Raw genomic sequence first — 25,219 nt, 5'->3', positions numbered from 1 at the left:
TGTTGAAGGGCAGGTCAACAGAGGCGCAGTGTAATGATCCAATCGCTCGTTGTGCATGGGTGGCAATCATCTGGCCGCATCAGGTCACCCCTTCAGCGCCCCCGCCATCAGGCCGCGCATGAAGAACCGGCCGAGCACGATGTAGACGAGCAGGGTGGGCAGCGACGCCAGCAACGCGGCGGCCATCTGCTGGTTGTACTGGACGGCGACCGCGCCCGAGCCGGCGGTGTTGTTGAGCAGCACCGTGACCGGCCAGCTCTCCTGCGAGCCGAGGAAGACGGCGAACAGGAAGTCGTTCCACATGGACGTGAACTGCCAGATCAGGACGACGGCGAACGCGGGCCCCGACACCGGCAGCACGATCGAGGCGTAGGTGCGGAGCATCCCGGCGCCGTCCACCCGGGCCGCCTCGATCAGCTCGTCCGGGATGGTGATGTAGTAGTTCCGGAAGATCAGCGTGCAGATCGGGATGCCGTACACCACGTGCGCGAGGACCAGCCCGCGGACGCTTCCGACCAGCTCCATCTGGGTCAGCAGGCCCTGCAGCGGGATCATCACCGCCTGGTACGGGATGAACATGCCGAACAGGAACAGCGTGAAGACCGCGTCCGCGCCGGGGAACCGCCACTTGGACAGGACGTAGCCGTTCAGCGAGCCCAGCACCGCCGAGATCAGCGCCCCCGGGACGGAGATCCTGAAGCTGTTCTCCAGGCCGGGCCGCAGGATCTCCCAGGCCGCGCTCCACCCCGACAGGCTCCAGTCCTGCGGCAGGCTCCACGCGGTGGACGGGTCGGCCTCCTGGAGCGACTTGAAGCTGGTCACGACCAGCACGTACACCGGGATCAGGAAGACGACCACGAACCCCAGCAGCAGGACGAACCTGACCACCCGCAGGCCCTGGGTCCCGGGCTTGCGCGAGGGCCCTCCGGTGCGCGCCGCCGGGGAGGTCGTCGTCGCGGTCATCGGTCACGCTCCGCCCGTACGGACCACACCAGGTAGGGGATCACCAGCAGCGCCACCGCGACCAGCAGGTAGGTGGCGATCGTCGCGCCGTTGGCCGGGTCGCCGCGGTCGAACACCTCGACGTAGGTGGCGACGGCCGGCACGTAGGTGATGATCTGCTTGCCCGCGATCGCCATGATCAGGTCGAAGACCTTCAGCGAGATGTGGCCCAGGATGATGAGGGCCGACAACGTGACGGGCCGCAGCTGCGGCAGGACCACGTACCGGTAGACCTTCCACTCCGAGGCGCCGTCGACGCGGGCGGCCTCGCGCAGGTCCTCGGGGACGCCGCGGAAGCCCGCCAGGTAGAGCGCCATCACGTACCCCGACATCTGCCAGATCGCGGGCAGCGCCATCGCGGCCATGCCGAGCCGGGGGTTCTGCCACCAGTCGTTGCTCAGCCCGTCCAGCCCGAGCTTTCCGAACAGCTGGTTGAGGCCGACCGCGCGTTCGGGCGGCGCCGGGTTCATCAGCCAGCGCCACACCACGCCGCTGGCGATGAACGAGACCGCCATCGGGAAGAGGAAGATCGCCCGGAAGCCGGCCTCGCCCTTGATCCCCTTCTCCATGAGGAACGCGAGGAAGAAGCCGAGCAGCAGGGCGCCGCCGACGAAGACCGCGGTGAACAGCAGGGCGTGCCGGACCGCGCCGGGCCAGCTCGGCACGTCCCACAGGTCGACGAAGTTCTTGCCCTTGTCGAACCCGTACGGCGACACCATGTCGTGCTTGCCGCTGACGGCGACCCGGGTGTTCCAGAAGATCAGCCCGTACACGAACAGGCCGATCGCCACGATCGAGGGGGACAGGAGCAGGAGGCCGGGCAGCCAGCGCGGCGCCCGCCACCGCCTCCGGCCCGGCTGGAAGCGGAGCCGCCCGCGAACCCCGGCGGAGTCGGGGCTCACGGGCGGCTCGACGTCGGTGCTCGTCACTGCGCGTTGTTCTTGGCGGCCGTCACCAGCGCGCTCTGAAGCTTGGCCACGTCCTTGTTCTGGAGGAACAGGCCCACCGCGGTGTCGATGTCGGCGTGCCAGCGCTTGTTGGAGTAGACGCCGTGCCAGAACGAGCCGGCCAGCTTGGTGGAGGGGTTGCCCCACTCGTTCAGCGCGCCCTCCAGGTAGCCCTTGTAGAGGCTCTTGTCGGCGTCCTTACGAGCGGGGATGGAGCCCTTCTTGGGGTTGAAGAGGTCCTGGCCCTCCTTGCTGCCCGCGACCTTCAGCCAGGCGAGGGCCCCGCCGCGGTGCGGCGCGTTCTTGGGCAGGGTGAAGCTGTCCGACAGCCACATGTAGGTGCCCTGGGTGCCGGGGGAGGCGGCGTACTTGAAGTCGGTGCCGTCCTTCTTGCCGAGGCCGTTGGGCGCGGAGCCGGTGTAGTAGCCGTACGCCCAGTCGCCCATGATGTTGAACGCGGCCTTGCCGTCCACGACCGCCTTGGACGCGCCCTGCCAGTCGGTGGAGGCGGCCTCGGCCGTCGTGTACTTCATGATCTCGGCGAAGTCGGTGAGCGCCTTGGTGACCTGCGGGCCGCTCCAGTCGGCGCCGGGCTTCCACAGGGCGTTGTAGGCGTCGGTGCCGAGGTCGCCGAGCAGGACGCTCTCCAGCAGGTGGTTGGCGGTCCACTGCGCGCCCAGCGACAGCGGCACCTTGCCGGTCTTGTCCTTGACCGTCCTGAGCGCGGTGATGAACTCGGCGACGGACTTGGGCGGCTCGGAGATCCCGGCCTCGTCGAGGATCTTCGGGTTGTACCAGAGCATGTTGGACCGGTGGATGTTCACCGGCACCGAGTAGATCTTGCCCTGGTAGGAGATCTGCTCCAGGAGCTGCTGCGGGTAGGCCTGCCGGAGGTTGTTCTCGTCGTAGAACGAGTCGAGCGACTCGATCTGCCCCTGCTTGATGTAGTCGAGAAGCTCCGCGCCCGCGTGGCCCTGGAAGGAGTCCGGCGGCTTGCGGTTCTGCAGGCGGCTGGCCAGCACGGCCTGCGCCTGGGTGCCCGAGCCGCCGGCGATGGCGGCGTTGACGAACTTGGTGCCCGGGTTGGTCTTCTCGAAGTGGGCCTTCATGGCGTTGAGGCCGTCGGCCTCGCCGGGCCCGGTCCACCAGGAGAAGACCTCGACCTGCGAGGCGTCTCCGCCGCCCTTGTCGTCGTCGCCACCGCATCCGGACATCACCAGCGCGCCGCCGATCGCCACGGCGGCGAGCGCCCTCCATCGTCTGGTGGCCGCAGAACCTCGCATCGTCCGTCCTCCCTTGCCCGACCGACCCTCTCCGGCTGACCGTCCGGTCGAGTCAACTCGAGAAACAAGCGTCCGTTCGGGAGGCGGAACAGGTCAACACCGGTGAGCGAAACGCAATCTTCCGGTTATCTGGGTAGGGAAAGCGTTTTCCGGCGTGCCCTCCAGGGGGTGCGGACGGAGGTGAGGAAGATCACCAGGTGAGAGCGGGCGGCAGCCCCGCGGTGCCCGCGTCCGGCCAGTCGAGCGGGGCTCCCAACGGGGCCAGCTCGGCCATCTGCATCCGGTACCAGGGGGACGACTCGGGCCGCTCGACGAGCTCCAGGCACTCGTCCCACGTCCGCCACTCGGCCGCGGCCACCTCGGCCGGGTCGAGGCGCACGTCGGTCGCCGTGGTGACCGCCCGGACGACCGGGCAGCGCTCGTACTCGACCAGGCCGTCGTCGGCCGTGGCCCGGTAACGGAAGCCGGGCAGGACGGGGGTCAGCCCGCCGGCGGTGACGCCCAGCTCGGTGTCCAGCCGCCGCAGCACCGCGTCGCGCAGGCCCTCGCCCGGGCCCGGGTGGCCGCAGCAGCTGCCCGTCCACACCCCCGGGAACGTGCGCTTGTCGAGCGCCCTCCGGGTGATCAGGACCCGCCCATCCGGACGGACTAGATAGCAGGAAAAGGCCAGGTGATAAGGGGTGTCTTGATGGTGACTCTCTGCTTTCGGAGCGGTACCCACAGCTTCATCGTCCTGGTTGAGCAGCACAATCTCCTCGAGGCCCATGGCTCTACCAATACCTCACTTCGGCCCTGTGGGTGCGGGACTTCGGACCTCCGGGCCCCGGCCCTGTGGAGATTCGGTGGAGAGAATCCTGACAGGCCTCGCCCCAGGGCACGCCGTCGGCAAACCGGGACTAAACTCGGGGCCACCCGGGGGAGCCTGGGGGAGTCGTCCCCGACCGAGGAGTTGAAAGCGCGTGACTCTGCTGGAGTCGATCACGGGTCCGGAGGACCTCAAGCGACTGGACGCCAAGCAGTTGCCGCAGCTCGCGGGGGAGATCCGGGAGTTCATGGTGGACGCGGTCTCCAAGACCGGCGGTCACCTCGGACCGAGCCTGGGCGTGGTGGAGCTCACCATCGCGCTGCACCGGGTCTTCGCCTCGCCACACGACAAGATCCTCTTCGACACCGGACATCAGGCCTACGTGCACAAGATGCTGACCGGCCGGCTCGACTGGGCCAAGCTGCGGCAGCGCGGCGGGTTGTCGGGCTACCCGAGCCGGTCCGAGTCCGAGCACGACCTGATCGAGAACTCGCACGCCTCCACCGCCCTGTCCTACGCCGACGGGCTGGCCAAGGCCTTCGAGCTGCGCGGCGAGTTCGACCGCGCGGTCGTCGCCGTGGTCGGCGACGGCGCGCTCACCGGCGGCATGTGCTGGGAGGCCCTCAACAACATCGCGGCGGGCAGGGACCGCCCGGTGATCATCGTGGTCAACGACAACGGGCGCTCCTACTCGCCCACGATCGGCGGCCTGGCCAGCCACCTGGCCAACCTGCGGGTGACCCAGGGCTACGAGCACGCGCTCGACCTGATCAAGAAGACCGTGCCCCGCGCGCCGTTCGTCGGCCACGTCGCCTACGAGGCGCTGCACGGCATCAAGAAGGGCCTCAAGGACGTCCTGCAGCCGCAGGCGATGTTCGAGGACCTCGGCATCAAGTACGTCGGGCCCATCGACGGCCACGACGAGGAGGCCGTCGAGCACGCGCTCAACAAGGCCCGCCGCTTCGGCGGCCCGGTGATCGTGCACACCATCACCCAGAAGGGCCGCGGCTACGCCCCCGCCGAAAACCACGAGGAAGACTGCTTCCACGGCCCCGGCGCGTTCGACCCGATCACCGGCGAGATCAAGTCCAAGGGCGGCGGCCCGAGCTGGACCTCGGTGTTCGGCGAGGAGATGGTGGCCATCGGCCGCGAGCGCCGCGACGTGGTCGGCATCACCGCCGCGATGCTCCACCCGGTCGGCCTGGCGTCGTTCGCCGAGTCCTACCCCGACCGCATCTACGACGTCGGCATCGCCGAGCAGCACGCCGCGACCTCCGCCGCCGGGCTGGCGATGGGCGGCCTGCACCCCGTGGTGGCCCTCTACGCGACGTTCCTCAACCGCGCGTTCGACCAGGTCCTGATGGACGTGGCGCTGCACAGGCTGCCGGTCACGTTCGCACTGGACCGGTCCGGAGTCACCGGCAACGACGGCGCCAGCCACAACGGCATGTGGGACCTGTCGATCCTGCAGCTGATCCCGGGCCTCCACCTGGCCGTGCCGCGCGACGGCGCCCGGCTGCGCGAGCTGCTGCGCGACTGCGTCGACATCTCCGACGGCCCCAGCGCCATCCGCTACCCCAAGGGCCCGGTCGCCGACGACATCGAGACCGTCGACACCGTCGGCCGGATGGACGTGCTGGCCCGCCACGACGGCGCCAACGGCGCTCGCGTGCTGATCGTGGCCGTCGGCCCGATGGCGGGCCCGGCCGTCGCCGCCGCCGAGCGCCTCCAGGCCCAGGGCATCGGCGTCACCGTGGTCGACCCCCGCTGGGTCAAGCCGCTCGACCCGGCCCTGGAGGGCCTGGCCGCCGACCACAGCCTGGTCGCCGTCGTCGAGGACAGCGGCCGCACCGGCGGCGTCGGCGACGCGGTGGGACGGCTGCTGCGCGACGCCTCGGTCGACACCCCGCTGCGCACGTTCGGCATCCCGCAGGAGTTCCTCGACCACGCCTCGCGCGGCGAGATCCTCACCGACATCGGGCTCAACGAGCAGGACCTCGCGCGCGGCATCACCGAGGCGTTCGCCAAGGTCACCAACACCGACGTCCCGCACCACGCCCCCACCGACTGACCCGCCCCCCGACTGACGCGCGCCCTGGCGGGCCGGCGGACCCGTGTCCCGGCGGACCCGCGCCCCCGGCGGACCCGCGGCCCGGCGCGCGTGCCGTCCGGCGGGTGCGTGCGGGGGGTGTGTGCGGGGGTCCGGAATCCGGCTTGCGGGGCGCCCGGTACGCGGGGCGGCGCGTCAGACGCCCTCGGCGGAGACGAGCTGCCAGAAGTGGGTGATCGACGCCGTCGGGCTGCCCAGGTCGCGCCCCGAGTACGTCCAGCGGCCGCTGAGTCGCCACGGGCGGCCCGCGCCGTCCTGGACGAAGATCTGCAGCGGGAAGGTCGCGTCGTGCGCCCGGATGACGCCCGCCGGGTCGACGGCGGCCTTCAGCTCGGGCTCGCCCTCGCAGCGCACCCCCATCACGTGCGTGCCTGTGTCCTGGCGCAGGAGCCCCTGCGTCAGGTCGTAGACGAGTACGGAGACGTAGTCCGGACCGAGCCACCGCAGGTCGGGCAGCATGCCGGGCGGGGGGAATCCGTACAGCTCTGGACCGCCGGTCACACGCGCACCGTAGCGCTCCGGTCACGCTGCCGTCACTGTTTCCGGACGGCATGTCATCGGGCGACACGCCGTATGACGCGATTGACCCGGAAAGGAACCGGCCGGATGGGCGGCGCGCTCCTGCGATGACCTGGTGGTCATGCGATTCGGAAGGCCTTGGGGTGATCGGCCGACTCTTCGGTGGTTTCAGCCGACTCCCACCGGCCTCCCCGGACTCGGCTCCGGGCTTGGGCGTGTCTCAAAGTCGGCGTCGCGGAGTAGGGCAGTCGACTTCGAGACACGCCCTAGTCGAGGATCGGTCGGCAGGCGTTCCGCATGGCCTCCCAGTGCGCCAGCTTGACCCGCTCGCCGCGGTCCAGGGACTGTGCGAGGGCGATCTCGGCGGCGTCCAGGTTGAGCCAGTCGGTGTAGGTGACGACCGGCAGCTCGCGGGACTCCAGGAGCTCCTCGATCGTGCGCCGCGGGCGCTCCCCGGCGGGCAGGTCGGCGAGGAGGTTGCGGACGGTCTCGGCGGCGTCGGCCTTGTTGGTGCCGACGACGCCGGTGGGGCCGCGCTTGATCCAGCCCGCCACGTACTCGCGGGGCAGCGCCCCGCCGTCGGGGCCGAGGATGCGGCCGCCCTCGTTCGGCACGACGTAGGACCTCTCGTCGAACGGGACGCCGTCGAGGGCCACGCTCTGGTAGCCGACCGAGCGGAGCACCATGCCGACGGGGAGCGTCTCGAACTCGCCGGTGCCGGTGACGCGGCCGTTCTCGTCCAGGTGGGTGCGCTCGAGCCGGAGGGCCTCCACCCTGCCGTTGCCGACGATCTCGGCGGGCGCCCGCCAGAAGCGCACGTCGATGCGGCGCGGCGTGGCGCCGGCGGGCTCCCCTGTCCAGCCGTTCAGGACCTTGAGGTTGCCGCGCACGTGCCGGTCGGTCTCGGCCGTCTCGGCGCTCGCCGGGTCGAGGTCCATGTCCGCCGGGCTCACGTGGATCTCGGCGTTGGGCAGCTCGCCGAGCTCGCGGGCCTCCTTGGTGGTGAACTTGGCCTGGGCCGGGCCGCGCCGCCCGATCATGTGCACGCGGCGGACGCGGCTCTTGGAGAGCTTCTCCAGGACGTGTTCGGGGACGTCGGTCTCGCGGAGCTCGTCGGCGGTCTTGGCGAGGATGCGGACGACGTCGACGGCCACGTTGCCGACGCCGATGACCGCGACCTCCTCGACCGACAGGTCGAACTCGTGGTCGGCGGCGTCGGGGTGGCCGCAGTACCAGTTGACGAAGTCGGTGGCGGCGATGCTGCCGGGCAGGTCCTCGCCGCTGATGCCCAGCTGCCGGTCGACCATGGCGCCGGTCGAGTAGATGACGCCGTCGTAGCAGTCGAGCAGGTCGGCGCGGGTCACGTCGCGGCCGAGCTCGACGCAGCCGAAGAACCGCACGCCGGGGCTCTCCAGCACCCGCTGCAGGTACTTGGCGATCGACTTGATCGACTTGTGGTCGGGCGCGACCCCGTACCGCACCAGTCCGTACGGAGTGGGCAGGCGGTCGAACACGTCCACCTTCACCTGCCCGTCCGTCTGCTTGAGGAGGGCTTCGGCGGCATAGAGGCCCGCCGGTCCGGATCCGATCACCGCAACCTGCAGAGGAACTGCCATGGCCGCCATTGTGCACAGGGGCGGTCCAAAAGGACACAGCGCCCCCTGTTACCGCGACTTGACCGGGGTGTCCGCCAAGGCCAGCCTGCTGTGGCGCCGGCCGTACAGGAAGTAGATGACGACGCCGACCGCCATCCACGCCAGGAACCGCAGCCAGGTGTCGACCGGCAGGTTGATCATCACGAACAGGCAGGCGAGGACCGACAGCGCCGGGATCACCGGCACCCACGGGGTGCGGAAGGCGCGCGGCAGCTCCGGCCGGGTGCGGCGCAGGATCACCACGCCGATCGAGACGACCAGGAACGCGAACAGCGTGCCGATGTTGACCAGCTCGGCCAGCTTGGACAGCGGGATGAAGCCGGCCAGCGCGGCCACGACGACGCCCATGATGATCGTGGAACGGTAGGGCGTGCCGAACCGCGGGTGCACGGCCGAGAGCCAGGCGGGCATCAGGCCGTCGCGGCTCATCGCGAAGAAGACGCGGCTCTGGCCGAGCAGCAGGATCAGCACGACCGTGGTGAGGCCGACCACCGCGCCGATGCTGATGATCGTCGCGAACCCCGGATGGCCCACCGCCTTGAACGCGTCGGCGAGCGGGGCGTCGGTGCTGAGGTCCTTGTAGTTCTGCATGCCGACCACGACCAGCGAGACCGCCGCGTACAGCGTCGCGGTGATCGCGAGCGAGCCGATGAGCCCGATCGGCATGTCCCGCTGCGGCTTGCGCGACTCCTCGGCGGCGGTGGCGACGATGTCGAAGCCGATGTAGGCGAAGAAGACCAGCGCGACGGCGGCGAAGATGCCGAGCCAGCCGAAGCTGACCGGCGTGATGCCGAAGAGCACCTGCATGAGCGGTGCGTGCAGGCCCTCCACCGACTCGTTGGTCTCCTGCGGCGGGATGAACGGCTTGTAGTTGTCGGCCTTGATGAAGAACAGCCCGGCGATGATCACCAGCAGCACGATCGAGACCTTGATGGCCACGACCACGGCGTTCACCCGAGAGGTGATCTTGATGCCGCCGACCAGCAGCGCGGTGACCGCGAGGACCAGCAGGATCGCCGGGATGTTGACGACGCCGCCCTCGCCCGGTGGATTGGCGACGGATTCGGGGATCGTGATCCCCATGTCGTCCAGCAGCGAGGCGGCGTAGCCGGACCAGCCGACCGCGACCACGGCCGCGCCGAGCGCCAGCTCCAGGATCAGGTCCCAGCCGATGATCCAGGCCGGGAACTCGCCGAGCGTCGCGTACGAGAACGTGTAGGCCGAGCCGGCGACCGGCACGGTCGAGGCGAACTCGGCGTAGCACAGGGCCGCCAGCCCGCAGACCACGGCGGCGAGGACGAACGAGATCGCCACCGCGGGGCCGGCCTTGTCCTTGGCGACCTGGCCGGTGAGCACGAAGATGCCCGTTCCGATGATCACACCGACACCGAACACGACCAGATCGAGGGCGGACAGATCACGGCGTAGCCGGTGACCTGGCTCCTCGGTGTCCTGGATCGACTGTTCGACCGTCTTGGTGCGGAACAGGCTCACTGCACTCGCCCTTCACGCGGCTGGCACGACGGAAGGGTGATCACCGATTTCGGGCGGCCAAAACATGAGCCTGGGGGAGATGTGGGGTTATGCACGAAAAGAGGCGCCCCAAACCATCCGGGGCGCCCCTCCTCGCTCGCTCAGCGCGGCGGACCGGCGTTCGTCAGCGCGGCAGGCTCGCGACGCCCGGCTTCAGGAAGCGGGTGCCGTTGACCTTCTCCGCGACGCCGCTGCGGTCCAGGTACGGCGTGATCCCGCCCAGGTGGAACGGCCATCCGGCACCGAGGATCATGCACAGGTCGATGTCCTCCGCGGCCTGCACCACGCCCTCGTCGAGCATGAGCCCGATCTCCTGCGCGAGCGCGTCCAGCGCGCGGGCGAGCACCTGCTCCTCGGTGGACGGGCTGGTGCCGCCACCGAAGATCTCCGCCGCCTCGGGGTCGATGGTGAAGTCGGGCAGGTAGACGCCCTTCTTCCCGGCCGCGACGAACTCGGCGAACTTGTCCGACAGCGGGAAACGTTCCGGGAAGGCGCCGTGCAGCGTCTCGTTCACGTGCAGCGCGATCGCCGGGCCGACCAGGCCCATCAGCACGAACGGCGGCATCGGCAGCCCCAGCGGCGCCGCGGCGCGTTCGGCCACCTCGATCGGGGTGCCCTCGTCCACGGTCTGGATGATCTCGGCCATCAGGCGCAGCAGGATGCGGTTGACCACGAACGCCGGGGCGTCCTTGACCAGCACGCAGGACTTCTTCAGCTGCTTGCCGACCGCGAACGCGGTGGCCAGCGCGGCGTCGTCGGTGCGGTCGGCGCGGACGATCTCCAGCAGCGGCAGGACCGCGACCGGGTTGAAGAAGTGGAAGCCCACGACCCGCTCGGGGTGCTTCAGGTGCGCGCCCATCTCCGACACCGACAGCGAGGAGGTGTTGGTCGCCAGGACGCACTCGGCGGAGACGTACTCCTCCAGCTCGGCGAACACCTTCTGCTTGATGGACATCTCCTCGAAGACCGCCTCGATGACGAAGTCGGCGTCGGCGAAGGCGTCCTTGGTGAGGGAGCCGCTGATCAGGGACTTGAGGCGGTTGGCCTTGTCGGCGGACACGCGGCCCTTGGCGGCGAGCTTGTCGATCTCGCCGTGGGTGTAGGCGACGCCCTTGTCGAGGCGCTCCTGGTCGAGGTCGGTCAGCACGACCGGCACCTCGAGGCGGCGGGCGAACAGCAGCGCCAGCTGCCCGGCCATCAGGCCGGCGCCGACGACGCCGACCTTGGTGACCTTGCGGGCCAGGCCCTTGTCGGGCGCCCCGGCGGGCCGCTTGGCGCGCTTCTGGGTGAGGTCGAACGCGTACAGCCCGGCGCGCAGCTCGTCGCTCATGATGAGGTCGGCCAGCGCCTCGTCCTCGGCGGCGAAGCCCTCGTCGCGCGAGCGGTCCTTGGCGGCGGCGACCAGGTCGAGCGCGCGCACGAAGGACGGGGCCGCGCCGTGCAGCTTGCCGTCGATCGTCCAGCGGGCCATGGCGACCGCGTCGTCCCAGGCCTTGCCGGTGTCGACCTCGGGGCGGGTGACCGCGAGCTCGCCGGACAGGACGCGGGCGGTCCAGGCGAGCGACTCTTCGAGGAAGTCGGCCGACTCGAAGATCGCGTCGGCGATGCCCAGCTCGTACGCCTGCCTGCCCTTGAGCATGCGGTTCTGCGCGAGCGGGTTGTCGATGACGACCTTGAGGGCCTTCTCCGCGCCGATCAGGCGGGGCAGCAGGTAGGTGCCGCCCCAGCCCGGCACCAGGCCGAGGAACGCCTCGGGCAGCGCCAGCGCGGGCACGCCCGCGGAGATCGTCCGGTAGGTGCAGTGCAGCGCGATCTCGACGCCGCCGCCCATGGCCGCGCCGTTGACGTAGGCGAACGAGGGCACGTTCAGCTCGCCGAGGCGGCGGAACACGTCGTGGCCCAGCCTGCCGATCGCCAGCGCGTCCTCGCGCCTCTGGATCAGCGGCACGCCCTTGAGGTCGGCGCCGACGGCGAAGATGAAGGGCTTGCCGGTCACGCCGACGGCCACGATGTCGTCGCGGGCGGCGACGGCGTCGATGACCTCGTTCAGCTCGGCCAGGCCGTTGGGCCCGAACGTGTTGGGCTTGGTGTGGTCGAAGCCGTTGTCCAGCGTGATGAGGGCGAGGGTGCCGGCACCGTAGGGCAGGGCCACGTCGCGCACGCGCGCGTGGGTCACGACCTCGTCGCCGAAGATGTCCTCGATGCCAGATGCCCGGGTGCTCACTTGGCGCCCTCCCAGTTCACGTTCTCCCAGAGGACGGTGCCGCCCATGCCCATGCCGACGCACATCGTGGTCAGGCCGTAGCGCACGTCGGTGCGCTCCTCGAACTGCCGCGCGAGCTGGTTCATCAGGCGCACGCCGGAGGAGGCCAGCGGGTGGCCGAGCGCGATCGCGCCGCCCCACGGGTTCACGCGCGGGTCGTCGTCGGCGATCTTGAAGTGCTCCAGGAACGCCAGCACCTGGACGGCGAACGCCTCGTTGATCTCGATGAGGCCGATGTCGTCCATGGTCAGCGAGTTGCGGGCGAGCAGCTTCTCGGTGGCCGGCACCGGGCCGACGCCCATGACCTCGGGCTCGACGCCCGCGAAGGAGAAGTCGATCAGCCGCATCCGCGGCGTGAGGCCGAGCTCGCGGGCGACGTCCTCGGCGGCGAGCAGGCAGGCGGTGGCGCCGTCGTTCAGGCCCGCCGCGTTGCCCGCGGTGACGTTGCCGTGCACCCGGAACGGGGTCTTGAGCCCCGCCAGGTCCTCGACGGTGGTGCCGGGGCGCGGCGGCTCGTCCTCGGTGGCCAGGCCCCAGCCCTTCTCCGCCGAGCGGATCGCGGTCGGCACCAGGTCCGGCTGGATCCGGCCGGCGGCGTAGGCGTCGGCGACCTTCTGCTGGCTGCGCACCGCGTAGGCGTCCGCGCGCTCCTTGGTGATCTGCGGGAACCGGTCGTGCAGGTTCTCCGCGGTCGAGCCCATGACCAGCGCGGACGGGTCGACGAGCTTGTCGGCCAGGAACCGCGGGTTGGGGTCGACGCCCTCGCCCATCGGGTGGCGCCCCATGTGCTCCACGCCGCCCGCGATGGCGACGTCGTAGGAGCCGAACGAGATGCCCGCACCGGTGCTGGCCACGGCCGTCATCGCGCCCGCGCACATGCGGTCGATGGCGTAGCCGGGCACCGACGTGGGCAGTCCCGCCAGCACGGCGGCGGACCGGCCGATGGTCAGGCCCTGGTCGCCGATCTGGGTGGTGGCGGCGATCGCGACCTCGTCCACCCGTTCGGGCGGCAGTGACGGGTTGCGCCGGATGAGCTCGCGGATCGCGCGGACGACCAGGTCGTCGGCGCGGGTCTCCGCGTACAGGCCCTTCGGGCCGGCCTTGCCGAACGGCGTGCGTACGCCGTCGACGAACACGACGTCACGTGCGGTACGGGGCACGGATCGTCCTCCCTTGCTGGCTGCGGGACGGAGTGGCGGGCGGCACAGGTGCCCACGACAACGATGCTACTCGCTGGTAACACCACATGCTACTCGTCAGTAACCACTTGCGACGTCGAGGCCCGCCGTGGAGGTCGCCCGCCCTGATCCCGCGCGGCTCAGCGGCGGTTGACGGCGCGGGCGACCCCGGCGGCGATGGTGGTGGCCAGGATCCAGCCGGCCGCGACGAACGTGTACGACAACCACTGGTGGGCCCCGACGGGGTTGAACGCGAGTTCCTGCCCGAGGTTGATGAGCGGGATCATCAGGTCGATCGTGTAGACGACCGGGTTGAACTGCGGAGCCTCGTCGGGCTTGAGCGGGGCCGGCGGGTGCAGCCCGTAGACCACGCTGCCGACGGTCAGCAGCACCGCCGACCACAGGAACGCCCGCCATGGGCGGTACCCGAACCCGGTCGTGAGGTCCTGCAACCGGCCCCAGAGCCAGATGAGCGGGGTCTCGCCGTCAAGCCGGCGGCGTTCCCTGGCGCACAGGACCGCCCGCGCGTCGGCGTGCAGGCCGAGCGTGGTGTAGTGGGCCGCGAGCTGCTCGTACGGCTGCGACTCGAAGCCGTCGCGGGCGCCGTTCAGCCAGGCCAGCCGCCGTTTGGCCGGCAGCCGCGGCTCCAGCGCCCGGTAGGTGAGACCGTTGGCGTCCAGTGCGGCGGGCCAGCGATCCGGGTCGTCGCGGAGCACACCGATCTGCGCGTAGGCCAGCACGACCTTGCCGTCGAGCGGTGTGGCGGGCAGCAGCGACAGTTCGCCGGCCACCAGCCCGTGCGCGTCCAGCGCGACGCCGTCCCGCACCGGCAGGCGAAGCCCGGTGAGATCCACGTGCCGGCCGACCCGCGTCCCGTAGAGCCTGAGCTCCCCGTCGGCGAGGAGGCCGTGCGCGATCAGGTCGGCGCCGATCTCGCTGCCGGAGGCACGCAGCGCCGGGCCGTCCGGGACGTGCAACTCGGCGTCCACGAGCAGCAGCCGGACGTTGATCCGTGTCGCGCGGATCATCACCTCGCCGTGCGCCCGCAGCCGGCACAGGGACACCAGGCCGAGCTCGGCGTGATCGATGGCGAGGGTGCGGCGGCCGTCGGCGTTGCGCAGTTCGGCGTCGTCCAGGGCGACCCGCCCGGCGACCCGGGTGTTGCGCATGCTGATCTCGCCCGCCGTCACGCACAGGTTGACGCCGCTCACCTCGCTGCACGTCGCCGAGTCCAGGTCCAGGGCCTTGCCGTCGGGGTGGTGCAGCCGCGCGTCGTCCAGGGTGAGGTTGCCGGTGATCTGCGTGCCGATCAGCCGGACCCCGCCCTCGGCGCTGAACCCGCGCCAGCAGAAGAAACCTCCGCCCACCGTCGCGCCGGCCGCGTTGAGCACGTCATGGCCGGGCGCGCTGAGCCGGGCCCCGTGGAACGCGACCTCGCCGTCGATCTTCGCACCCCGCAGCAGGACGGGCCCGGTGACCTCGATCTCCGTGGCGCGGAGCCGTCCGCCGATCATGACCGCGTCGCCGTGCACGGCGGCTCGCTCATCGGGGTTGCTGAAACTCCCGCCGGTCAGGACGAGATCGCCGGTGATCTGGCCGCCGCGCACGGTGAACTCGCCGCGCACCGTGATCCCGGCGGCGTTCAGCCTGCCCTGGATCTCGACGTTGTTCGCGATCACCTTGCCGACCGTGACGCCCTCCAGCCGGACCTCGCTCTCCAGCCGCGCGTGGTCGAGCCGCAGACCGCCGTCGATCGACGAGCCCTCCAGGGAGACCAGCCCGGTCGCCCGCAGGCGAGGAGCCTTGAACGCCCGGAGGCGGCTGCCCGTGATGCGCAGCGTGCGCAGGTTGGCCTCGGCGAGGCTGACCGTCTCCTCGAAGACGCAGTCACCGCAGTCCAGCAGTGTGTCGAACGCGGTTCCGTCCAGGTCGAGCCGCCCGGTGATCCGGGCCCCGTGCAGCCGGACGCCGGGATAGCGGCCGGGCGCGGGCTCGACCGCGCCGAGCAGCAGCGCCGCGATCACCTCGGCGCGCACGGTCTCGCCGCCGTCGAACGCCACGATCTCGCCGCTCGTGCAGGCGTCCCAGAGCCGTAGCTCCGCGCCGGTCAGTTCGTGTCGTTCCATGACAAGATCAGACGCAGCCCGGCCACAACCGGTTCGTCGCCGTGCGGTCAGGCCGGGCACTGCCCCTTGTTCACCTACTCACCCGTAGGTACCGTGACCGGTAGGTCAGTGTTCCCTCTGGTGGGGGCGGCCCCCCACGCCCCCGACCGGCCCTGCCGGGTTCAGGGGAGGAGGACGCGGTGGTGCACGCCAGGCCCGCCTATCGCCCGGGACCGCTCCGCCGGATCGGGCATGTCCGCGATCTCACGGCGCTCCTCCTGCGCACCGGACTGATCTTCAGTGGCTCGCCGCAGCGTTCCCTCCACCAGATCGGCCTGCTCCGGACCTGGGGCACCACGATGGCCGGCCTGGTCGTCTCCGGCGCCGCGCGCAGCCCCCGCCGGCCGGCGGTGATCGACGAGCGCGGCGTGCTCACGTTCGCCGAGCTGGACGACCGCAGCACCCGGCTGGCCGTCGGGCTGCCGCTGGACGGGCCCCGGCCCCGCGTCGGCGTGCTCTGCCGCAACCATCGCGGCATGGTCGAGACGCTCGTCGCCTGCAGCAAGCGTGGCGTGGAGGTGGTCCTGCTCAACACCGGGTTCGGCGCCGGCCAGCTGCGCAACGTGCTGAGCGAGCTGCGCATGGACCTGCTCGTGGTGGACGCCGAGTTCGCGCCCCTGCTGGCCGCCACGCCGCGGGCGCTGCGGCGGATGATCGTCTGGGCCGACCGGCCCGGCGACGAGTCCGGCGCCGGCCTCACCATCGACCAGATCGTGCACTCCAGCCCCGCCCCCAAACTGCGCCCGCCCCAGGTCAACGGCCGCACGATCGTGCTCAGCTCGGGCACGACGGGCCGTCCCAAGGGCGCCCGGCGCCCGCCCCGGCCGGGCCTGTGGCCGCTGGCCTCGATGACCTCGCGCATCCCGCTGCGCAGCCGCCAGACGATGATCGTCGAGGCGCCGCTCTTCCATACGTGGGGATACGCGGCGCTGCAGATGGCGTGGGGCCTGCGCGCGCCGGTGGTGCTGCGGCGCCGCTTCGACCCCGAGGGCACGCTCCGCTCGATCGCCGGGCACCGCGACGTCGTGGTGTTCGCGGTGCCGGTGATGTTGCAGCGCATCCTGGACCTGCCGGAGGAGGTCCGGCGGCGCCACGACACCTCCTCGCTGCGGATCGCCGCGCTGTCGGGCGCCGCGCTGCCCGGCGAGCTGGCCACCCGCTTCATGGACGCGTTCGGCGACGTCGTCTACAACGTCTACGGATCGACCGAGGTGTCGTGGGTGTCCATCGCGACCCCGCGCGACCTGCGCAAGGACCCGCGCACGGCGGGCCGTCCCCCGCGCAACACCCGGCTGCTGATCCTGGACGAGGACGGCAAGCCGGTGGGGCGGTCCACGATCGGACGCGTCTTCGCGGCCAACGAGCTGCTGTTCGAGGGCTACACCGGCGGCGAGCCGACCGAGGTGCGCGACGGGCTGCTGTCGACCGGCGACCTCGGGCACGTCGACCACCGCGGGCTGCTGTTCGTGGACGGGCGGCAGGACGGCATGGTCGTCTCGGGCGGCGAGAACGTGGTGCCGCGCGACGTCGAGGACGCGCTGCTGAAGTACCCGGGCGTGCACGAGGTCGCGATCATCGGGGTGCCCGACGACGAATGGGGCCAGCGCCTGGCGGCCTACGTCGTCCCGCAGCCGGGCGCGGAGCTCGACCCGGCGGCCCTCCGCACGTTCGTCCACACCCAGGTCGCCCGCTTCGCCGTGCCGCGCGACGTGCACTTCCTGCACGAACTGCCGCGCAACGCCACCGGCAAGGTCGTCTACCGCTGGCTGACGGCGGGCCCGCGCCGCTCGGGCGCCCCGCCCGTGCCCGGCGCGGCGGAGCGCTCGCCGCTGCCAGGCGAGGCGGAGGTCCCGCCGCCGCCCGGCCCGGCCGGGGCCTCACCCGTGCCCGGAGCGGCGTACGGCGCGCTCGTACCCGGGCCGGAGGGTTCGCTCGTGCCCGGGGCGGAGGGTTCGTTCGTGCCGGAGGCGGTGGAGGCGGAGGCCGTTCCGGTGGCGGACTTTCCGCTGACCGGCGTCCGGGCGGACGGCAGGTGGGTGGACGAGAGCAGGCCGGACGGCAGCTGGGCGTGGCCCGAGGGGCAGGTCAGCTGGGCGACCGAGTGGGGTCCTGAGCAGGCGCGCGGACGCCGGCACGAACGTGAACCGGGGCGCGAGCCGATGCCGCTGGCCGCGCCGCACGTCATCGAGGAGGAGCGGCCGCCGGGGCCGCAGGCAGCCGCACAGTGATCGCCAGCCCGCCGTCCGGGCGGGCCACCGTGTCGATCGTGCCGCCGTGCGCCCGCACCACCGCCTGGACGATCGACAACCCGAGCCCGGCCCCGCCCGCCGACCCGACCCGGTCGGCCCCCAGCCGCCGGAACGGCTCGTAGATCGTGCTCAGCTCGTACGAGGGAACGGGCCGCCCGGTGTTCTCCACGCGCACCATCACCTGGTCGCGGCGCCGCCACGTGCGGATCCAGACGTGGCCGCCCGGGACGTTGTACTTCAGCGCGTTCTCCAGCAGGTTGACCGCGCACCGTTCGAGCAGCACGGGATCGCCGACCGTGGTGGCGGGGGAGAGCTCCACGGTCACGTCCACGTCCGTCTCGCCGGCCATCTCGTCCAGATGGTCGAGCGCGCTGCGCACCACGTCCTCCATCGGGGCCGGCGCCGGCGCGTTCAGCTCGCGTTCCGACCGGGCCAGCATCAGCAGCCCGTCGATCAGCCGCTCGTGCCGGGCCGTGTTGCCGAGCAGGACGTCCGCGAGCGCCTTGGTCTCGGGCGGGTTCCTGCTGCTGGCGATGGCGACCTCGAGCACCGTGCGGTTGATCGTCAGCGGCGTGCGCAGCTCGTGCGAGGCGTTCGCGACGAACCTGCGCTGCGCGTCGAACGCCCGGTGCAGCCGGTCCAGCATGCGGTCGAACGTGTCGGCCAGGTCCTTGATCTCGTCCTGCGGTCCGGTGAGGGCGATGCGCTCGTGCAGGGTGCTCTCCGACAGGCGGCGCGCGGTCGCGGTCACCGTGTGGATCGGGCGCAGGGTGCGGCCCGCCACCAGGTAGCCGATCCCGATGCCCAGCCCGCCCAGCGCCACCAGCGCGAGCAGCGAGGTCTGCAACATCTCCTGGAGCACGTCCCGCTTCTTCTCGGCTACCTGGGCGTCCACCGCGGCCTGGATCTCGCCGCGCGCGCTGATCAGCCGCTGGAGCTGCTCGGCCTTGGTCATCGAGCCGAGCTCCTGGAGGGACAACGACGTCGCCGGGGTGCTCTGGAACGTCATGTTGAACCGCTGGTCCATGGCGCGGACGGTCAGCAGGTAGGTCACGCCGACCAGGACCGCCGACGTGACCAGGAACAACATCCCGTACACCAGGGTCAGCCTGGCACGCACGCTGAGCCGTACCGGTCCCGCCGGCGCCTTCGTCCCCGGGAACCTCACAGCCGGTACCCCGATCCGGTGACGGTCTCGATCACGGCCGGCTCGCCCAGCTTCTTGCGCAGGGTGGCCATGGTGACCCGCACGATGTTGCTGAACGGGTCGATGTTCTCGTCCCACGCCCGGTCCAGCAGGCGTTCGGCGCTGACCACGCCGCCCTCGGCCCGGAGGAGCTCCTCGAGCACGGTGAACTCCTTCTTGGTGAGCCTGAGCTCCCGGCCGTCCCGTTCGACCGTCCGCCGGTGCGGGTCGAGCCTGACCCCGGCCTTCTCCAGGACGGGCGGCAGCGGCGGCGCCGAGCGCCGCGCCAGCGCGCGCACCCGCGCGACCAGCTCGCTGAACACGAACGGCTTGGGCAGGTAGTCGTCGGCGCCGAGCTCCAGCCCGTCCACCCGTTCCTCGACCTCGCCCGCTGCGGTCAGCATCAGGATCCGCCCGGCGCCGCGGCCCGCCACCAGCGCGCGGCACACGTCGTCGCCGTGCACGGTCGGCAGGTCGCGGTCGAGCACGATCACGTCGTAGTCGATGTACGACGTACGCTCCAGCGCCACGTCGCCGTCGTAGACGACGTCCACGGCGATGGCCTCCTCGCGCAGCCCGTCCGCGATCGTGTCCGCGAGGAGCCGTTCGTCCTCCACGACCAGTACCCGCATGGCCACCCACCCCCTGAGGTCCATGCCCGAGCATGCCGACCGGGGCGTTAAACCCCGATAAGGCGGTCAGGTGGCGCGGGACGGGTTGGGGATGAGGGCGTTGGAGAGCAGGTGCCCGATCACCAGGCCGTACTCGTCCCGGACGTGCGGCTTGTCGTCGTCGGGCGCCTCGGCGAGCGCCATGCCCGCGGCGCCGAGGATGTGGAAGATCACGCGGGCCATCGGCTCCATGGGCAGGGGCGGCAGGTCGCCGTTGTCGACCAGCGCCCGGGTGAGCTGCTCGATGAGGCCGTAGGCGTACTCCTCCTCGGCCTCCTTCCAGCGTTTCCAGCCGAGGGCGATCGGGGCCTCCTGCCAGACCACGCGGCCGTAGACCGGGTCGCAGCAGCGGTCGAGGAACGCGCCGAGGGCGGCCTGCCCCGCCTCCCAGGGGTCGGAGTGCCCGGCGCTCGCCTCGGCGACCTGGTCGAGCAGCCCGCGTTCCAGGTCGTTGAAGGCCGCCTCGAAGAGCGCCGTCTTGTTGGCGAAGTGGTGGTAGACGGCGCCGCGGGTGGCCCGGATGTCGGTCGCGACGTCCTCGAGCGAGGTCTTGGCGAAGCCGTGCTCGGCGAACCGGCGGGTGGCGGCTTCGAGCAGGGCGGCCCGGGTCTCGTCGGAGTACTGCTCCCGCCTGCTCTTGACACGTGACATGCGAGGAGTATACGAACATACACAGTGTATGTCTCCAACGCGAAGTAGGTATTCACGATGACGTGGAGCCGAGCACACCGCCGCCACCAGCTCGTTCACGAGGTGCTGGCGGAGATCGCACGTGACCGGCGGCCCGAGATCCCCGACCGGTGGGCCGGGGAGATCGAGGCCGAGTTCGGGGGTTTCGGGGAGTTCCTGCGGGACGTCCAGGCGCGCTGGTACCGGACGTTCGAGGCACGGATCGACCCGCTGCTGGAGTCCGGCGCGCCGGACATGCGGGCCGCGCTGGACGCCGTCTGGCACGAGCTGGCCGGCGACATGCCGGGCGCCCGCCTCCTGCTGGACGCGCACGTCGCGCACCCCGCCCTCGCCGAGCTGCACGACCGCCGGCGCCGCCTGCTCCATCTCGCGACCGGGCTGCACTGGGACCCGGCCGCGGCGACCCCCGCGGCGGTGCCCAGGCCGCGGCACGCCTCGACCCCCCGCGCCCCGCGGCGAACGTTCAAGCCCTGTCTGTGGATCATTGCCCCCGGAGGGATTCGATGACCGAGGAAGTCTCCTTCAACCCGTTCGAGCCCGGTTTCACCGACGACCCCTATCCGGCCTACCGCGCGCTGCGCGAGGCCGACCCCGTCCAGGAACACCCGCTCGGCTTCTGGTTCATGACCGCCTACGACGACATCGCGACGTTGCTGCGGGCCGGCCACTCGGTGAACGCCGGGCTCATGGACGACGGCACCCCGCCGCGCGAGCAGTTCGACATCCTGGAGCGCGAGGGGTCGTCCGTGCTGACCCTGTCCATGCTCGACCGCGACCCGCCCGACCACACCCGGCTGCGCTCCCTGGTGTCGAAGGTCTTCACGCCCCGCAAGGTCGGCGCCCTCGAACCGCGCATCACCGCGCTCGTCGACGAGGCGCTCGACCGGATCGACGCCGGCGGCGGCGACCTCATCGAGGAGCTCGCCTTCCCGCTGCCGTTCGCCGTGATCTCCGAGATGCTCGGCATGCCACCGACCGACCACGAGCGCATCCGCGAACTGAGCGCCATGGTCGTGCGCTCGCTGGAGCCGATCTTCGACGAGGACGTGCTCAAGCAGATCGCGCACGCCAGCGTGGATCTGACCGGCATCGTCCGGGACGTGATCGCCTGGAAGCGCGCCAACCCCGGCGACGACCTGCTCACCGCCCTCATCGCCGCCGAGGAGGACGGCGACTCGCTCACCGACGACGAGCTCGTGGCCCAGGTCGTGCTGCTCTACGTCGCCGGCCACGAGACGACGGTCAACCTCATCGCCAACGGCGCCGTCGCGCTCCTGCGCCACCCGGACCAGCTGGCCCTCCTGCGCGAACGCCCCGACCTGGCGGGCAACGCGGTCGAGGAGTTCCTGCGCTACGACAGCCCCGTCCAGCAGACCCGGCGCGTCACCCTGCACCCGCACGCCGCGGGCGGCAAGGAGATCCCGCCGGGCGCGTTCGTCATCGTGTGCGTGGCCTCGGCCAACCGCGACGAGGCGCACTTCGGCCCCACCGCCGGCCGCCTCGACATCGAACGCGCCGACGCGCGCCAGCACCTGGCGTTCAGCGTCGGCACCCACCACTGCCTGGGCGCCGCGCTGGCCCGCATCCAGGGCCGCGTGGCCATCGAGCGCCTGGTCACCCGCTTCCCCGGGCTCGCGCTCGCCGGCGAGCCGACCTGGAACGGGCGCATCAACCTCCGCGGCCCCGCGGCCCTCCCGATCTCGGTCTAGCCCCCGGCGCCGGGGGCTAGGGCAGGATCGAGTCCACGTACCCGCCGTCCACCCGCACCGCGCCACCGGTCGTGGCCGAGGCCGGCGGCGAGCTGAGGTAGACCACCATGTTGGCGATCTCCTCGGGCTCGATCAGCCGTTGCAGCAGCGACTGCGGCCGGTGTTCCCGCATGAAGACCCGCTGGGCCTGCTCCCAGGGGAGGTCCTTGTCGACCAGCTGGTAGACGAAGTCCTCGACCCCGCCCGTGTGGGTGGGCCCGGCGATGACCGAGTTGACCGTGACGCCGCTGCCCGCGGCCTCCTTGGCGAAGCCGCGGGAGACGGCCAGCAGCGCGGTCTTGGACATCCCGTAGTGGATCATCTCCGCCGGGGTCACCACCGCCGAGTCGCTCGCGATGTACTGGATCCGGCCCCATCCGCGGTCCCGCATCCCCGGCAGGTAGGCGCGCGTCAACCGTACGGCGGCGAGCACGTTCACCTCGAAGTACCGCCGCCACTCCTCGTCGCTGATCTCCAGCGCGGGCTTCGACTCGAAGATCCCGAGGTTGTTGATCAGGATGTCGACGTCGGGCAGCAGGTCGACGACCCTCGCCGCGCCCCGCTCGTCCGCGAGATCGCCCGGCACCGGGACGACCTGCGCTCCGGGCACCTCCGCGCCCAGCCGCCCGGCCGCCTCCTCGGTACGCGCCTCGTCGCGCCCGTTCACCGCCACCCGGGCCCCGGCCCGCGCCAGCCCCGTCGCGATCGCCAGCCCGATGCCCTGCGTGGACCCCGTGACCAGCGCCGTCCTGCCCGAAAGATCGATCAGCATGAGGCGTGATCTTCCCACATCTCACCCGGCCACTCCCCGGCCGAGCCCGGGTACCCAGATCGGCCTGGGCGCTCCTACTCATGCCCCGGCGATCGGCAGGTGCTTTGCTGTGCCTCATGCGCCGTTTCACGCCCTTCGTCCCGCTCCTCCTGCTCGCGCTGCCGCTGACCGGCTGCGCGGCCTCCGTCGAGGACCAGACGGCCGACGACGCCGGCGACAAGGCCCGCCGGGTCAACAACGTGCTCTACGGCTTCCGGGGACGCACCCCCCAGGACTTCGGCCACCGCGCCGCCGACCTGGACGACGTCGACACCATGAAGGTCGGCGGCGCGACCGGCAAGCCCCGGGTGGTCATCCGCGTCCCCGGCAAGGGCACCGAGGGCGGCGGCCTGCTCGTTCCCGGTGAGGAGGTCACCCACCTGCACTGCTTCGAGCTGAGGTTCCCCACCGAATGGGATCGCGAGCCCGAGCGCGTCACCTGCCCCGGCACGGCGCCGCTCACGTTCGCGCCCTGGCCCGAGACCCCCGACATCCCCGCCGGACGCCTCCGCCGGGCGCTCCCCAAGGTCCCCGGCGGCGGCACGGCGAACGAGGCCGCGGTCCGCGCCGCCGTCACGTCCCTGAAGCTGGACCCCGCCGTCATCGTCGAGATCAAGAGCGAAGGCGGCGTGGTGGGCGTCAGCCTCGCCGCGAGGCCGTACCTGGAAGGCCCCCTCGACTGCACCCTCGTCCGCGTCGCCCCCGGCCGCACCAGCATCTGGACCCCGTCCCGGATGCAGCGCATGCCCGGCGAGGGCGGCTGCTCCGCCTTCTCCGCCATCCACCCGCAGCCCCCGCCCCACTAACGGTCCGGGCGGCGGGTCCGCGTCCACGCCCCGAGCAGCACGACGACCGTCGACACCACCGAGCAGAACGTCTCGATGAAGGCCGGCACCGCGACCACCTCCCGAAGCCAGGAAGCCATCCGCGATCATGGTTGCGCAGCGCGGCAACGGGCGTTGCGGAACGTACGGGCGGGCCACGGCCCACCTCCCGGATCGCCGGCCCAGAGCGCGCCCGCCGCGTGACGCGGACCACTCTCACCTCCGCGAACCATGACCGCCCGCGGCACGTCGAACGGCCGTGGCTCCGATCTTGCGCACGACGGCCGCCGTGGCCGCGTCACTGACCGCCGTCGGCGGCTTCGTCGCGACGGGCTGGCTGGACTTCTACGGCCCGGACGGCTGGTCGTGGCTGGGCGCGGTGGTCGCCCTCCTGGCCACCGCGCTGGGCGTGGGCGTCGCGTTCGCCCTGGCCCACCACATGGCGACCCCCGTCCTCCTGCTGCTCGCCCTTCCGTTCTGCGGCTTCTTCATCCACAACGCCGCCGAGGCCCGCGTCCTGGCCGAACGCGGTGTCAGCGGCGCCTGCCGCGTGAACGACGCGCGGACGTCCGCCACGTCCGTCCTCAACGGCGCACCCGAGGGAGGCACCTCGACGGTCACCCGCACCGTCCACCGCCTGACCTGCCCGAAAGGCGGCCCGTCCGAGCTGGACGCCGCGACGGCCGAGGCCCGCCCCGGCGCCACCCTCGACCTCACCTGGGACCCCGAACGCCGGGTCGGCCCCCGCCCTACCGCCGACGTCCCCGGGAACTCGGTTCTGATCCTCCCCGCCCTCGCCGTCCTGGCCGTCCTCCTCCTCGCCGCCACCACGTCCCCGTTCAGGCCTGGAACGCGCTGATCCCCGGGGCGGGCGACGGTGACAACTCCGGGGTCGGAACGCGCGTCTGATGAAACGTGACCGACAACGGATTGTTGAGCTTCCAGCTCCGAATCCTCTCCGGAATGCGGGGCAACGATCGCATCGTCCAGCAGGCACTGCGTGCTCTCGGCGCGGACGAGTCGGACATGGAGCGAAGCCGACAGGAGACGCCGGACGTCTTCCTCCCCGCGGGCCGGTACGAGAACGTCGTCGCCCTGCTGGGACGCCCCCGGAGGAAAGAGACCCTGCGGGCCGCGGACGGCCGCCCCCTGACCAGGCTGCGCTACGAGCTCCCTCTCTGGCCGGGCCTGGAGTTCTTCCTCGTAGGCCGCCCGGGCCTGCCGTTCTCCCACGACGCCGGCTTCGCCAGGAGGCCCGGCGTTCCCGCCATTCCCCCCAAGCACCCCGACGACCTCCGGCCCTGGGCCCATCTCCGCGACGAGGTCTTCGAGGCCTTCGGCCCGCCGAGCCAGGAGGGCGACCGCTGGCCGCCCTACGAGGAGTACAAGTTCCAGGTCCGTACTCCCGACGGCCGCACCCGGGAGTTCTGGGCCACCTTCTCCTGGCACCTCCTCCAGCGCGTCGAATGGGCGTGACCCCTTCGTCGCTGAGAGTCCCGGTTTCTTATAGACGCGCTCATCTGTCTGCTTGCTAGGCTGCGGTCCAAGCCGATCTTGGCGATCTTTCGCGGGAGGACGTG

22 protein-coding genes are annotated in these 25,219 nt (G+C 71.5%); 7 read left to right on the top strand and 15 right to left on the bottom strand.

From position 1 onward, the window contains the following. Nucleotides 1-84: 84 nt before the first annotated feature. From ABZ810_RS18405 to idi, 4 genes are all read right to left on the bottom strand, one after another. Entirely contained in the window at nt 85-963 is an 879-nt protein-coding gene (locus ABZ810_RS18405) for a carbohydrate ABC transporter permease (RefSeq protein ID WP_358404258.1), read from the bottom strand. Next, nucleotides 960-1,931 (bottom strand): sugar ABC transporter permease, encoded by a 972-nt coding sequence (locus ABZ810_RS18400; protein ID WP_358404257.1) that lies wholly within the window; start codon nt 1,929-1,931, stop codon nt 960-962. The genes ABZ810_RS18405 and ABZ810_RS18400 overlap by 4 nt, the downstream gene beginning before the upstream one ends. Continuing rightward, entirely contained in the window at nt 1,928-3,232 is a 1,305-nt protein-coding gene (locus ABZ810_RS18395) for an ABC transporter substrate-binding protein (RefSeq protein ID WP_358404256.1), read from the bottom strand. Before ABZ810_RS18395 ends, ABZ810_RS18400 begins: the two co-directional genes overlap by 4 nt. 190 nt (nt 3,233-3,422) lie before the next feature. Further along, nucleotides 3,423-3,998 carry an isopentenyl-diphosphate Delta-isomerase gene (gene idi, locus ABZ810_RS18390; protein ID WP_358404255.1) on the bottom strand — a complete coding sequence of 192 codons (576 nt, stop codon included), beginning with the start codon at nt 3,996-3,998 and terminating at the stop codon, nt 3,423-3,425. 193 nt (nt 3,999-4,191) lie between these two features. On the opposite strand from idi, the gene dxs reads away from it, so the two are divergent. Continuing rightward, entirely contained in the window at nt 4,192-6,108 is a 1,917-nt protein-coding gene (gene dxs / locus ABZ810_RS18385) for a 1-deoxy-D-xylulose-5-phosphate synthase (RefSeq protein ID WP_358404254.1), read from the top strand. 174 nt (nt 6,109-6,282) lie between these two features. Here dxs and ABZ810_RS18380 read toward each other — a convergent pair whose 3' ends face one another. From ABZ810_RS18380 to ABZ810_RS18355, 6 genes are all read right to left on the bottom strand, one after another. After that, nucleotides 6,283-6,648: a hypothetical protein gene (locus tag ABZ810_RS18380; protein WP_358404253.1), complete on the bottom strand. Its 366-nt coding sequence runs from the start codon at nt 6,646-6,648 to the stop codon at nt 6,283-6,285. A gap of 284 nt (nt 6,649-6,932) precedes the next feature. Then, nucleotides 6,933-8,282 (bottom strand): FAD-dependent oxidoreductase, encoded by a 1,350-nt coding sequence (locus ABZ810_RS18375; RefSeq protein WP_358404251.1) that lies wholly within the window; start codon nt 8,280-8,282, stop codon nt 6,933-6,935. Nucleotides 8,283-8,330: 48 nt separating this feature from the next. Next, nucleotides 8,331-9,815 (bottom strand): amino acid permease, encoded by a 1,485-nt coding sequence (locus tag ABZ810_RS18370; protein ID WP_358404250.1) that lies wholly within the window; start codon nt 9,813-9,815, stop codon nt 8,331-8,333. Nucleotides 9,816-9,978: 163 nt separating this feature from the next. Beyond that, nucleotides 9,979-12,078 (bottom strand): 3-hydroxyacyl-CoA dehydrogenase NAD-binding domain-containing protein, encoded by a 2,100-nt coding sequence (locus ABZ810_RS18365; RefSeq protein ID WP_358404248.1) that lies wholly within the window; start codon nt 12,076-12,078, stop codon nt 9,979-9,981. After that, a complete protein-coding gene (locus ABZ810_RS18360) occupies nt 12,075-13,277 on the bottom strand; it encodes an acetyl-CoA C-acyltransferase (protein ID WP_358404246.1) in 1,203 nt (400 codons plus the stop codon). Before ABZ810_RS18360 ends, ABZ810_RS18365 begins: the two co-directional genes overlap by 4 nt. Nucleotides 13,278-13,435: 158 nt before the next feature. Further along, nucleotides 13,436-15,421: a hypothetical protein gene (locus ABZ810_RS18355; protein ID WP_358404245.1), complete on the bottom strand. Its 1,986-nt coding sequence runs from the start codon at nt 15,419-15,421 to the stop codon at nt 13,436-13,438. Nucleotides 15,422-15,600: 179 nt separating this feature from the next. On the opposite strand from ABZ810_RS18355, the gene ABZ810_RS18350 reads away from it, so the two are divergent. Further along, the gene (locus ABZ810_RS18350; RefSeq protein ID WP_358404244.1) at nt 15,601-17,688 is read left to right on the top strand and encodes an AMP-binding protein; all 2,088 of its coding nucleotides are present in this window, start codon (nt 15,601-15,603) and stop codon (nt 17,686-17,688) included. Here the strand turns inward: ABZ810_RS18350 and ABZ810_RS18345 are convergent. The 3 genes from ABZ810_RS18345 to ABZ810_RS18335 form a co-directional block, all read right to left on the bottom strand. Further along, nucleotides 17,642-18,829, bottom strand: a complete 1,188-nt coding sequence (locus ABZ810_RS18345) for an ATP-binding protein (protein ID WP_358404243.1) — start codon at nt 18,827-18,829, stop codon at nt 17,642-17,644. The two genes, ABZ810_RS18350 and ABZ810_RS18345, sit on opposite strands and share 47 nt — an antisense overlap. A gap of 44 nt (nt 18,830-18,873) precedes the next feature. After that, nucleotides 18,874-19,527, bottom strand: coding sequence for a response regulator transcription factor (locus ABZ810_RS18340; RefSeq protein ID WP_358404242.1), 654 nt, complete (start codon nt 19,525-19,527; stop codon nt 18,874-18,876). 66 nt (nt 19,528-19,593) lie between these two features. Continuing rightward, entirely contained in the window at nt 19,594-20,217 is a 624-nt protein-coding gene (locus ABZ810_RS18335; RefSeq protein WP_358404241.1) for a TetR family transcriptional regulator, read from the bottom strand. Between the two features lie 57 nt (nt 20,218-20,274). Between ABZ810_RS18335 and ABZ810_RS18330 the strand changes: the two genes are divergently transcribed. Both ABZ810_RS18330 and ABZ810_RS18325 read left to right on the top strand, forming a co-directional pair. Next, nucleotides 20,275-20,763, top strand: coding sequence for a hypothetical protein (locus tag ABZ810_RS18330; RefSeq protein WP_358404240.1), 489 nt, complete (start codon nt 20,275-20,277; stop codon nt 20,761-20,763). Then, nucleotides 20,760-21,965 (top strand): cytochrome P450, encoded by a 1,206-nt coding sequence (locus ABZ810_RS18325; protein WP_358404239.1) that lies wholly within the window; start codon nt 20,760-20,762, stop codon nt 21,963-21,965. Before ABZ810_RS18330 ends, ABZ810_RS18325 begins: the two co-directional genes overlap by 4 nt. 16 nt (nt 21,966-21,981) lie before the next feature. Here the strand turns inward: ABZ810_RS18325 and ABZ810_RS18320 are convergent, their stop codons facing one another. Next, on the bottom strand, nt 21,982-22,776 hold the full coding sequence (locus ABZ810_RS18320; protein WP_358404238.1) for an SDR family oxidoreductase: 795 nt from the start codon (nt 22,774-22,776) through the stop codon (nt 21,982-21,984). Between the two features lie 116 nt (nt 22,777-22,892). On the opposite strand from ABZ810_RS18320, the gene ABZ810_RS18315 reads away from it, so the two are divergent. Next, the gene (locus tag ABZ810_RS18315) at nt 22,893-23,621 is read left to right on the top strand and encodes a hypothetical protein (RefSeq protein WP_358404237.1); all 729 of its coding nucleotides are present in this window, start codon (nt 22,893-22,895) and stop codon (nt 23,619-23,621) included. Here the strand turns inward: ABZ810_RS18315 and ABZ810_RS18310 are convergent. Then, on the bottom strand, nt 23,618-23,740 hold the full coding sequence (locus ABZ810_RS18310; RefSeq protein WP_358404236.1) for a hypothetical protein: 123 nt from the start codon (nt 23,738-23,740) through the stop codon (nt 23,618-23,620). The two genes, ABZ810_RS18315 and ABZ810_RS18310, sit on opposite strands and share 4 nt — an antisense overlap. Before the next feature lie 188 nt (nt 23,741-23,928). On the opposite strand from ABZ810_RS18310, the gene ABZ810_RS18305 reads away from it, so the two are divergent. Both ABZ810_RS18305 and ABZ810_RS18300 read left to right on the top strand, forming a co-directional pair. After that, nucleotides 23,929-24,498, top strand: coding sequence for a hypothetical protein (locus ABZ810_RS18305; RefSeq protein ID WP_358404235.1), 570 nt, complete (start codon nt 23,929-23,931; stop codon nt 24,496-24,498). Nucleotides 24,499-24,602: 104 nt separating this feature from the next. Beyond that, nucleotides 24,603-25,115, top strand: coding sequence for a hypothetical protein (locus tag ABZ810_RS18300; RefSeq protein WP_358404234.1), 513 nt, complete (start codon nt 24,603-24,605; stop codon nt 25,113-25,115). The last annotated feature ends 104 nt before the right edge of the window (nt 25,116-25,219 follow it).

Source organism: Spirillospora sp. NPDC047279 (genome assembly GCF_040643285.1).
In the GTDB taxonomy this organism is placed as follows: domain Bacteria; phylum Actinomycetota; class Actinomycetes; order Streptosporangiales; family Streptosporangiaceae; genus Spirillospora.
This window is presented reverse-complemented; position numbering and strand designations above follow the sequence as displayed.

Excerpts from the sequence above, each read along its gene's own strand:
- ABZ810_RS18405 (WP_358404258.1), bottom strand. The coding sequence starts at position 963 with ATGACCGCGACGACGACCTCCCCGGCGGCGCGCACCGGAGGGCCCTCG.
- ABZ810_RS18395 (WP_358404256.1), bottom strand. The coding sequence starts at position 3,232 with ATGCGAGGTTCTGCGGCCACCAGACGATGGAGGGCGCTCGCCGCCGTG.
- idi (WP_358404255.1), bottom strand. The coding sequence starts at position 3,998 with ATGGGCCTCGAGGAGATTGTGCTGCTCAACCAGGACGATGAAGCTGTG.
- ABZ810_RS18375 (WP_358404251.1), bottom strand. The coding sequence starts at position 8,282 with ATGGCAGTTCCTCTGCAGGTTGCGGTGATCGGATCCGGACCGGCGGGC.
- ABZ810_RS18355 (WP_358404245.1), bottom strand. The coding sequence starts at position 15,421 with ATGGAACGACACGAACTGACCGGCGCGGAGCTACGGCTCTGGGACGCC.
- ABZ810_RS18340 (WP_358404242.1), bottom strand. The coding sequence starts at position 19,527 with ATGCGGGTACTGGTCGTGGAGGACGAACGGCTCCTCGCGGACACGATC.
- ABZ810_RS18335 (WP_358404241.1), bottom strand. The coding sequence starts at position 20,217 with ATGTCACGTGTCAAGAGCAGGCGGGAGCAGTACTCCGACGAGACCCGG.
- ABZ810_RS18330 (WP_358404240.1), top strand. The coding sequence starts at position 20,275 with ATGACGTGGAGCCGAGCACACCGCCGCCACCAGCTCGTTCACGAGGTG.
- ABZ810_RS18325 (WP_358404239.1), top strand. The coding sequence starts at position 20,760 with ATGACCGAGGAAGTCTCCTTCAACCCGTTCGAGCCCGGTTTCACCGAC.
- ABZ810_RS18320 (WP_358404238.1), bottom strand. The coding sequence starts at position 22,776 with ATGCTGATCGATCTTTCGGGCAGGACGGCGCTGGTCACGGGGTCCACG.
- ABZ810_RS18315 (WP_358404237.1), top strand. The coding sequence starts at position 22,893 with ATGCGCCGTTTCACGCCCTTCGTCCCGCTCCTCCTGCTCGCGCTGCCG.
- ABZ810_RS18310 (WP_358404236.1), bottom strand. The coding sequence starts at position 23,740 with ATGGCTTCCTGGCTTCGGGAGGTGGTCGCGGTGCCGGCCTTCATCGAG.
- ABZ810_RS18300 (WP_358404234.1), top strand. The coding sequence starts at position 24,603 with ATGCGGGGCAACGATCGCATCGTCCAGCAGGCACTGCGTGCTCTCGGC.